At 46.3% G+C, this 10,759-nt stretch carries 8 protein-coding genes; 2 read left to right on the forward strand and 6 right to left on the reverse strand.

Features of this window, described 5'->3' with window-relative positions; translation table 11 throughout:
• Positions 1-28 precede the first annotated feature (28 nt).
• Together pqqA and B3182_RS01460 are read right to left on the reverse strand one after the other, a co-directional pair.
• Positions 29-100, reverse strand: a complete 72-nt coding sequence (gene pqqA / locus B3182_RS01455) for a pyrroloquinoline quinone precursor peptide PqqA (protein WP_081443609.1) — start codon at positions 98-100, stop codon at positions 29-31.
• A 107-nt stretch (positions 101-207) separates the two neighbouring features.
• Positions 208-1,284, reverse strand: a complete 1,077-nt coding sequence (locus B3182_RS01460) for an NAD(P)-dependent alcohol dehydrogenase (RefSeq protein WP_292354429.1) — start codon at positions 1,282-1,284, stop codon at positions 208-210.
• A gap of 734 nt (positions 1,285-2,018) precedes the next feature.
• Between B3182_RS01460 and B3182_RS01465 the strand changes: the two genes are divergently transcribed.
• Both B3182_RS01465 and amt read left to right on the forward strand, forming a co-directional pair.
• The gene (locus B3182_RS01465) at positions 2,019-4,193 is read left to right on the forward strand and encodes a glutamine synthetase III (RefSeq protein ID WP_292354428.1); all 2,175 of its coding nucleotides are present in this window, start codon (positions 2,019-2,021) and stop codon (positions 4,191-4,193) included.
• A gap of 241 nt (positions 4,194-4,434) precedes the next feature.
• Positions 4,435-7,860, forward strand: coding sequence for an ammonium transporter (amt, locus tag B3182_RS01470; RefSeq protein WP_292354427.1), 3,426 nt, complete (start codon positions 4,435-4,437; stop codon positions 7,858-7,860).
• Between the two features lie 192 nt (positions 7,861-8,052).
• On the opposite strand, the gene B3182_RS01475 is transcribed toward amt, so the two are convergent.
• From B3182_RS01475 to B3182_RS01490, 4 genes are all read right to left on the reverse strand, one after another.
• Positions 8,053-8,511 (reverse strand): ATPase, encoded by a 459-nt coding sequence (locus B3182_RS01475; protein ID WP_292354425.1) that lies wholly within the window; start codon positions 8,509-8,511, stop codon positions 8,053-8,055.
• A 77-nt stretch (positions 8,512-8,588) separates the two neighbouring features.
• Entirely contained in the window at positions 8,589-9,041 is a 453-nt protein-coding gene (locus B3182_RS01480) for a nucleoside deaminase (protein ID WP_292354423.1), read from the reverse strand.
• A 74-nt stretch (positions 9,042-9,115) separates the two neighbouring features.
• Positions 9,116-9,748 carry a cold shock and DUF1294 domain-containing protein gene (locus tag B3182_RS01485; RefSeq protein WP_292354422.1) on the reverse strand — a complete coding sequence of 211 codons (633 nt, stop codon included), beginning with the start codon at positions 9,746-9,748 and terminating at the stop codon, positions 9,116-9,118.
• 78 nt (positions 9,749-9,826) lie between these two features.
• On the reverse strand, positions 9,827-10,759 hold a 933-nt coding region (locus B3182_RS01490; RefSeq protein ID WP_292751250.1), incomplete at its 5' end, for a DUF748 domain-containing protein.

The following is a 10,759-nucleotide window of genomic DNA, read 5'->3' on the forward strand; positions in this document are numbered from 1 at the left end:
GGCTTCTTGTTTTGCGTTGTTTCAAATCTTAACGATTACAGATGTACATCGTTACTTCGAAACCGAAACGCATGTCTGAATATTCTGGTTTAGTCCACATGATAATCACCTCGTTGGTTGTTTTGTTTGTCTTACGGTTCATATATTACGCTGTCACAATAAATAGCCATAAGGTGAATTGCTTGTTGGGACTCAGGATTTTGCTGGTCAGATCTCGATAGCCACCTTCAATACCCCATCGCGTTGATGAGAAAACAAATCATAGGCTTCGGTGATGTTTTCCAGTTTGAACCGGTGGGTCACCATAGGGCTTAAATCCAGTCTGCCGTGCGAAATAACATCCATCAAACGACGCATACGTTCCTTACCGCCGGGGCATAGTGAGGTAACGATTTTGTGGTCGCCCAATCCTGCGGCAAACGCATCGAGAGGAATGGTCAGATCGGATGAATACACGCCAAGACTTGATAATGTTCCGCCGGGTTTCAGGACACGCAACGCGGCTTCAAAAGTGCTTTGTTGTCCAAGGGCTTCAATGGCGACATCGACACCACGTCCACCGGTCAGTTTCAGTATTTCGGCAACCACATCATCTTTTCTATAATCCAGTGTCACATCTGCGCCCATTTGTTTGGAGATCGCCAGACGTTCATCCACCCCATCTACCGCAATGATAAAACTGGCACCCTTTAATCGCGCCCCGGCTGTGGCACACAAGCCAATCGGACCTTGAGCAAATACCGCCACAATGTCCCCAATTTTAATATTGCCTGATTCAGCACCGGCAAAACCGGTGGACATAATATCGGGACACATCAGGACCTGTTCGTCGGTTAAATTTTCTGGCACAGGGGATAAATTCGCCTGCGCATCCGGCACCAGAAGATATTCGGCCTGTGCCCCATCAATGGTGTTGCCAAACCGCCAGCCACCCATAGGTTTATATCCATGAGAGTGTGCTCCACCATCTTGTGCCGAACAGCCATCCTGACAGGCATAGGAGGTATAACTGGGACAGATTGCACCGGCTATCACCCGTTGCCCTTCATGGTAGCCCTGAACATTTTTGCCCAGCTTTTCAATCACCCCGACGGGTTCATGGCCAATTGTCAGGCCTTTTTCAACGGGATATTCACCTTTAAGAATATGCACATCCGTGCCACAGATAGTGGTTGTGGAAATTTTGATTAATGCATCATTATCGCCAATGTCGGGAATGGGTTTATCATCAATCTCGATGCGGCCTGGCTCAATAAAAATAGCTGCTTTCATCATAGTTGCCATAACGCGACTCCTCATAATTGTCTGAGATGTTCCCATAGCTGTAAAAGTGGGAGCGATAAAACCAGATTAGGTCTTTTGGAATTTTATGTCATTGACCCAGATCATTTAAGGCACAACTTGTTTTGCCGTAACTTAAGCACTGCAATAAATTTATGGGGCTAGATAAAAAAAGTCAGGCATAAGCCTGACAAAAACAACGAGAGAGACAACGTCAACTACCAGAAGGATCTTCTGTTGAGATTAGTTATCCGCCTAATTCGTTTCAGAAACCGTGAATCACATCTAATATTTAAAAAAACGATATCAGCCAGACGAAAAACCAAGGGTTTGATTGTAACGAATCACTGACTTATCAATGAAAGCAAAAAATAACTAACAGCTACTACAAAATGTAGCGCCAAATTGCCTTTTTCTCGCCATAATATTGCGCAATATTTATGCCCCATTTTGGTGCTGCCCGCACCTTCTTCGCTCGCAGTAAGACTCAATCCTGACCCTCTCTGCATCCTTAAAAAATCAGTGCCTCAGGCCTATTCTTGTTTTGCTGAATATTACGTTTTCTATGATAATTGGACTGCTTATTGCTTATGACTGTGATTGGATAAAAAGAACTTAATGGTCGTGTTCTGTTTCGCCGTTCTACTCATGATCAATTTTTACGGGGTTAAGCTTCTTACTACCATGTCGAATAACTACAACACGAATTAAACAAACATCGCAAAAAGGATAATTAAATGAGTGGAAACGAAACGCGCCTGACAGCCATTTCACAAATCACCAACCGCGAAAAGATCGCTGTAAAAACACCTGAATCCTTAGATAAGATTTGGGCAACGGATGTATTCAACCTGGAAACCATGGAACAGGCTTTGAATAAATCGGCATTCAAAGCGGTTAAACAAACAGTACAAACCGGCGCACCACTTGCACCGGCGGTGGCGGATGTTGTGGCAGCAGCGATGAAGAGCTGGGCGTTATCCAAAGGTGTTAAGTTCTTCTCACATCTTTTTTATCCAATGACCAATATCACCGCTGAAAAACATGACGGTTTTATTGTGACCAATTCCGAAGGTAATGCGATTACCGAATTCTCGGGCAGCTTGTTGATTAAAGGTGAGCCGGACGGTTCATCATTCCCTAACGGCAGCTTGCGTATGACCAATGCTGCACGTGGTTATACCGCCTGGGATCCAACCAGCCCTGCGTTCATCATGCATACCGAAAATGGTTCAACGCTGATGATTCCAAGCGTGTTTATGTCCTGGACCGGCGAAGCGCTGGATAAGAAAATCCCGTTACTGCGCTCCAATGCAGCCATGGATAAAGCCGCTCGCAAAGTACTGTCATTAATGGGGGAAGAAGAAATTGCCCCACTGAGCTCAAGCTGTGGCGCTGAACAGGAATACTTCCTGATCGACATCAACTTTGCCAATGCCCGTCCAGACTTATTGTTAGCCGGTCGTACTCTATTTGGTGCCTCGCCTGCCAAAGGTCAGCAATTTGATGATCATTACTTCGGTGCGATTCCTGAACGTGTGCAAATCTTTATGCAGGATTTTGAAGACCAGTTGTATCGTCTGGGCATTCCTGCCAAAACTCATCACAACGAAGTGGCTCCTGGCCAGTTCGAAATCGCACCGTATTATGAATCTGCCAATATCGCTGCCGACCATCAGCAGTTGATGATGACACTGATGAAAAGCACGGCAAAAAAACATGGTTTTATGTGCCTGTTACATGAAAAACCGTTCGCGGGTGTGAATGGTTCAGGCAAACACGTCAACTGGTCTGTCGGTAATGCCACACAAGGCAACTTGCTGGATCCAGGCAGTACTCCACACGATAACCTCAACTTCCTGTTGTTCTGTGGCGCGGTTATTCGTGGCGTAAATAAATACGGCCCGCTAATGCGTGCAGTTATCGCCTCTGCTTCCAATGACCACCGTTTGGGTGCCAATGAAGCGCCACCAGCAATCCTGTCTGTCTATCTGGGTGACCAGCTGGAAAAAGTCTTCCAGGATATTAAAGACGGCAATATCGCCTCATCGAAACAAGGCGGCGAAATGGATCTGGGTCTGTCTCAAATCCTTAAATTCGAACGTGATCCAGGTGACCGTAACCGTACTTCTCCGTTTGCCTTCACCGGTAACCGTTTTGAATTCCGTGCTGTCGGTTCTTCACAATCGGTATCCGGCCCATTAGTGGCGATGAACACCATTCTGGCAGACTCGTTAGATTGGATTGCTGAAAAACTGGAAACCGAACTGGCGAAAACGGAATCACGAACCACTGCCGTTTTAGCCGTATTGAAAACATTGATGGAAGAGAATGGCAACGTAGTTTTCGGTGGCGATGGCTATTCTGCTGAATGGCATAGAATGGCGGTTGAGGAACGTGGTTTGAAAAACCTGCCGACCTCAGCTGATGCGCTTCCATACCTGCGTGATGAGTCAATCCGCGAGCTGTTCAAGCGGACCAATGTGTTTTCACCGGTCGAGCTGGAAAGCCGCTTTGAAGTCTATGCCGAGCAGTACATTTTATCGATTGAAGTCGAAGCCAAACTGGTTATCGAAATGGCCAAAACCATGATTTACCCGGCAGCGACGCAATATCTGGGCGAATTATCGATGACCTGTTCAGGTATGTCTGATCTGGGCATTGAAATGGACAACTCGATTGCCAGCTCAATCGCCAACGAAACCAATGCCATGATCGCTGCGGTAGCTGAACTGTCCAAAGCCATAACCAAACATGACTTTGACTCAATCGAAGCACATATGAACTACTGCGCGAATGATATCCATACCCTGATGGATAAAGTCCGTGCCCATGTTGATGCGTTGGAAACGGAAGTAGCCGATGATTTATGGCCACTGCCGAAATACCGTGAGATGCTGTTTATCAAATAAACTAACATCTACTTTACAGGCAACAAAAAGGGCCAGAGAATTTTCTCTGGCCCTTTTGTTTGTAATGATCCCTCGTTTAAATCGTTTTCCTTTCCACTGCAATCAATATTAGCTGAAATGGCACAATTTCTGCTCCTTGAGAAGTCACAACGCTCGATATGGCGCGGGCTGGCGCTATTGTGTCAATAACTGCCAGGCTCTCGCACCGATAGAGTGCTGACTTTATCTTCGGAGACGGATAATGCCTGATATGAGTGCGCTGGATGCTTTGTGGATTTTAATTGCAGCGATGCTGGTTCTGATTATGCAGGGTGGATTCCTGTGTCTCGAATCTGGGCTTACCCGAAGTAAAAATGCGATTAACGTAGCGCTTAAAAACGCCTTTGATTTGATCGTTACCGCCATGCTCTTCTGGCTGTTTGGTTTTGGCATCATGTTTGGTGCCCATGAAGGCATGAAACTCGATACTCACTGGTTTCTTGCTGATTTTTCCAGAGATGAATTCTGGCACGCCAGTTTTTTCTTTTTCCAATTAACCTTTTGTGCCACAGCCGCCACGATTGTCTCTGGTGCTATCGCTGAACGCAGTCGCTTTGTGGTTTACATCATCATCACCGCATTAATCAGTTTGCTACTTTACCCGGTGTTTGGTCATTGGGTCTGGAGCAGCGCCGTTAATGAATCTCCTGGTTGGTTGGAAGCCATGGGGTTCACCGATTTTGCCGGCAGCACCGTAGTACACAGTGTGGGTGGCTGGGTAGCACTGGCCGCCGTGATTGTTATCGGCCCACGTACCGGACGTTTCATTCGAGGCAAAGTACAAAACATCCCAGGCAGCAACCTGCCGTTGGCGATTCTTGGCATGCTGTTCTTCATGATCGGTTGGATTGGCTTTAACGGTGGCAGTACACTGGCTTTTACCACGGCTATTGCCGGCATCATCGTCAACACCATCATTGCAGCCGCTGCTGGTGGAATCACGGCGATCCTGCTTTCAAAAACACAACAGGATAATAGCCAGACCACCTCGCTCACCATTAATGGCACCCTGGCCGGACTAGTCGCTATTACAGCAGGTTGTCATGTAGTTTCAACGCCACAAGCGGCGGTGATTGGAAGCCTTGGCGCGCTGGTGATGTTTCTGGCTGAAAAACAGATGCACCGACTGCAGCTGGATGATGCCATTTCGGCGGTGCCAGTACACTTGGTCGCCGGAATATGGGGCACACTGGCCGTTGCACTTTTTGGTGATTTGCAACTGCTTGATACTGGCTTAAGCCGCTTTGACCAATTGCAGGTGCAATTGCTTGGCATATTTGCTTGTGCCTTGTTTATTTTTCCGCTGACAATCACATTCCTCTTTCTACTGAACCGTTTCATACCTTTGCGCGTCAGCATCGAAGCCGAGCAGCAGGGGCTGAATGTGTCAGAACATGGCGCGAAAACCGAACTGACGGATCTGCTTTCAGCCATGCAAACGCAAGAGCGTAGTGGTGATTTGAAGCAGCGAGTGCCAGTTGAGCCTTTTACCGAAGTTGGCCAGATTGCCTCCCAGTACAACCGGGTGATTGCTAACCTGAACCGCATGGTGACACGCACCCGCTTGATTGTGCGTGATATGCGTGACGGGGTTATCACCTTCTCCAGCCAGGGGATTGTGACCAGCGCCAATCCAGGCGTAGAAATTATGTTCGGCCTTCCTGCTCACCAGTTGGTGGGGCAGCCAACTGATGTTTTACTCCATGAACAAAACCAACAAACTTTTTCGGGCACAAGCCCGGAACGTTTATTTGTCACCCTGGCCAGTAGTCAACAACCGGGGCCTTATGAAATCATCGCCAGACACAGTCAGGGCAACCCCTTTACCCTGGAAGTCACCACCACCGCCAGTCCAACCGAGGAGGGCGTGCAATACAGCGCCATGCTGAGGGATATCAGCGAAAGAAAAAAGATGGAGGCTCGTCTGCACCGCCACTCTGAGCTGGCACAAGTCACACTTGAAGCCATCACGGAAGCAGTTGTTACCTGTGATGCAGCGTATAACATCGTCTATCTTAATCCGATGGCCAGTGAACTACTGGGACAGACATCTGAAGAGGCATTCGGCAAGCCGATTGACGAGATTATTCTGATTGAAGACAGTGAAGCGACCCCAATTAACATCACGACATTGTGTCAGCAGTACTCAGTTAAAACGCCTAACACCAGCCAAAAACGTCTGTTTCTGCTGAAAAACAAGCAAGGTGATGAATTTGAAGTGCAACTGAACTGTGCGCCCTTGCTCGATACCAACCGACAAAATATAGGCTGGGTGGTTGCTTTACAGGACATTACCCAAAACAGTCGTTTGCAAAAGATGCTGAGCTTTCAGGCGGTGCACGACACTCTGACTGGCCTCATCAACCGACGTGAATTTGAAAAGCGTTTGGAATCGCTGATCAATGAAGCACATCATGATAAAGCGGAGCACCTGCTCTGCTATCTCGATTTAGACCAGTTCAAATTGGTCAATGATACCTGTGGACACAGAGCCGGTGATGTACTGTTGAAGCAACTCTCAAATCTTCTTAAACCGGTATTGCGTCAGAGCGATACTCTGGCACGGCTGGGGGGGGATGAATTCGGAGTGCTACTCAGTCATTGTCCAATTGAAAAAGGCCTGGACATTGCCGAGACACTGCGTAAAACCGTCACTGCTTTTCGTTTTTCCTGGGAAGGTCAGGTATTTTCTGTAGGCGTCAGTATCGGTTTGGTCAGTATTACAGAAGCTAGTGGCAGCCTGGATGAGGTGTTAAGCCATGCCGATGCCGCCTGTTACGCTGCCAAGGATCGCGGGCGTAACCGGGTGCATCTGTTTCAGCCCGATGATATTCAAGCTCAAGAGCATCAAGGGCAAATTCAGTGGGCCAGTCGGTTACAGGAAGCGCTCGATCAAGATCTTTTCCGGCTCTATTATCAAACGATAGTTCCGCTGGAAAACAGCGAAAACACCATGCCGCATTATGAAATCTTGGCCCGTATGATTAGCCCACAAGGCGAAATCATTCCGCCAGGTGCCTTTACTCCAGCCGCCGAACGTTTTGGATTAATGCCCAAAATCGACCAATGGGTGATTCGCAACACACTGGCCTGGATGGGCGATCAACTCCGCCAGAACAACCAGCCGGTTTTTTGCTCGATTAACCTTTCCGGTGCCTCCATCGGTCGTGAAGACTGCTTGCAGTTAATTCAGGAACAACTGGCGAAACGCAAAGTACCGGCCAATAATATTTGCTTTGAAATCACCGAAACCGCTGCCATCGCTGATCCAGCCAATGCCGCTCGCTTCATTACCGAACTGAAACGCCTAGGCTGTCAGTTTGCTTTGGATGATTTTGGAAGTGGCCTCTCTTCATTCGGCTATCTCAAACAATTACCCGTCGACTACTTGAAAATTGACGGTATTTTCATTCAAGAGCTAGCCAATAACCGGATTGACCAGGCCATGGTGGCTTCGATTAACAACATCGGCCATATCATGGGGTTAAAGACCATTGCCGAGTTTGTTGAAGACGCCGCAACACTGAATATCCTGCGTCAAATTGGAGTGGATTATGTTCAGGGCTTTTATCTGTCACGACCAGAGCCATTGGAATCACTCATGAGCGTCCGGGTAATGCCGCGTTAGATGATGGATATTTGGGATCCGCGTCCGGATTAAAGGGTTAGCCAAATAATTTAGTTTTATACTTTATCAAGCTGATTGAAAGAAATAACTCTATTCCTCGCCGATATTTTCGTTCCAGATGTCGTATCAAAGGTATCAGAAACGATTGTATTTAGAGAACTTTCAATCGACCTTATCTCCAAGGTTTCAATCTCAAATATCTTCTAATCGATTAGCTGACTGTGACATCACCATAATTTCATGCTCTTCAAAAGATCTGAGATCTTCCATCAACTCTTTTGCCGAGGATATATCCGCACAATCATGCAGGTAACGATAAAGGTCAATGATTTGCTGATGTTGATGAATGATTACTTGCATAATGTCGGTGGTTGATAGTTCAGAAAATGGTGCATCACAATGATGATGTTGCACGATGGGATTTTTATCAAAGTACTCATAGCACCAGGTATTTAACGCATGTTCATTCCCTGTGACTTCGAATTGGTGCACAGCATGTCCGAGCTTTTCTTCATGCTCTGACAAATAGTTAAGAAGCATTTGTGCTCGCGTATTATCAGTTTTATCGGCACCACGTTTCAAACATTCTGAGAGGTGTTGATGAAACTCGCTTGTCCAATGAAGAACATCTCTTAACGTTTCAACTTTCATAATAATTTCCAGTATTTTTGTTTGCCGTTGTTATTGGAATAGTTTGAGGGATCAATTGAAGATCAAAGACACAGCCCCTAATCTTCACCGATATCTTCATTCCAGATTTCTGGGTTTTGAGCAATGAAATCGCCGAGCATTTGGATGCATTCCTGCGAGTTAAGATCGATGACCTCTACGCCAGTTTCGCGAAGCCAATCTAGCCCGCCGTCGAAATTTACGGATTCGCCAACAACCACCGTGCCGAAGTTGAATTGCCGTGCCAGCCCGCTGCAATACCAACAGGGTGCAAGTGTTGTGACCATGATTTTGTCGCGATAGGACTTTTGTCTTCCGGCCTTACGAAAGGCATCGGTCTCGGCATGAACAGAAGGATCATTTTCCTGAATTCGGCGATTGTGGCCTGCACCGAGTAGCTTGCCATTTTTATTGAAAACTGCAGCACCGATAGGAATACCACCCTCGGCTAATCCTTGACGCGCTTCATTGATCGCCACTTCCAGCATTGCCTTATAGTCAATGGTTGTCATGCCTGTGTTCCTTCTTTAGGTTGTGTAGATCAAAAAGTTGTATATCTAAGGAGTCAGCCACCTTGATTTGCATATTAACCATTGAACAAAGGCAAAACCACATTATTAATGAAGTTAGCTCCTTTCTCTGTATGAAGCCAAAACAACCCACCTAAATTCAATAACACAGTAACCCAATAAACATTTATAAACGCTTTCTTACTCGATTTATGGCGTATTTTCTTTTGAGCAATATAGGCTCCTGGCCAACCACCTATTAGAGATAGTAAGTGCAAGGTGCTTTCTTGCGTTCTCCATCTTCCATTTTGAGCTGCAGATTTATCAATTGCATAAGCGATAAACGCAATTAGGCTCATGATTAGATATACACCGACAATAACTAAAGGCAACTTTCCACTAAAGACTGAGACCAACAGTCCAATGAAAAAGACAATCGTAAAGATACCACCGAAGCCTCTTTGGCTTTTTACTTTATCTCGTTTTTTGGGCTTGGAAATGTCACGAGCAAATTGAATATTTTCAGCCTTATAACGATTATTATTATCGCGAGCTATTTCATAGATAATAACTTCACCATTCGCGGGTCTACGGGTTTGAGGGTTGAAGGCTTTAATATGGACAAAAGCACGCTCTCCACCACCATTTGGCTCGACAAAACCAAAGCCTCTGTCATCATTCCAATTTGAAATTTTTCCTTGCAGCTTCATGCTTTCCCTCGCGTTTTATATCTACCAGTTAGTATGGTGCCTCTGGCATAACGTCGATATTGCTAGCTCAAAAATTATTTAGAGTGTTACCAGTTCAAATTTCAGCTTTACCCATCCATCTTCCAATCTGGTGGCCACCGTTTCACTGCGTTTTAATTGGTCGCTGTTCACTTCCGCGTGTTGTTGAATGTACTCGATAACGGTTTGCTGACGTTGTTCAGCTAATTGTTGCAACTGCGCGGCGGATATCGACTCGGCTTCAATTAATCGCTGTTTCAGATCAGCATTGTAAGCCAGCACATCCAGTGCAGCTGTTTCCTGAGTTTCGGTATTTACAGTGAATTCCTGTTGCAGTGTCCTCAATATTGGACTTAACCCCGCCTCACGATAAAGTGTTTCCAAAACTGTTTGTCGACGTTCTGCCAATTGTGTTTCTGGATCAGTTTGATCGAGACGCGATTCAATACGTTGCTCAACGGCAGCTTGTTTTAGCTGTTGACGATCGGCTTCCATCGCAAAGGTTGGGGGGATGTTTATCGCCAGTTGCGGACGATCGGCTAATGCTCCTGCGAGCTTCTGTAATTTTTCCTGTTCCGGTGGAGCCAGGTCACTCTCACCGGGCCGGAAACGAATATTGTCTATCGGTTCCTCGTTATCACTGCCGAATAAACCTCCAAGAAATTTGAAAGGTGCAGTCACAATATTGGTTATCGCCTGGTTAATTGCTTGAGTAATTACCGCGCTCATATCAAATTCGGGATCATTGACACTTCCGCTTACTGGAATCGTCAGATCAATCACCCCTTCCTTATTTTTGAGTAACGACACCGCCAAATCAAGTGGCAAATCTAGCGCATCGGGCGCCTCAACCCGCTCCCCAAGCTTGATATCATGCAACACAATATTATTCGTTGCAGAAAGTTCACCCTCAACAACCTTATACGTCAGCTCTACGTCGCCACGTCCTTCGTCAATACGTCTACCTGCAAATTTGATTGTATAGGGGCTCAT

The organism is Methylophaga sp. UBA4204 (assembly GCF_002379485.1).
GTDB lineage: Bacteria > Pseudomonadota > Gammaproteobacteria > Nitrosococcales > Methylophagaceae > Methylophaga.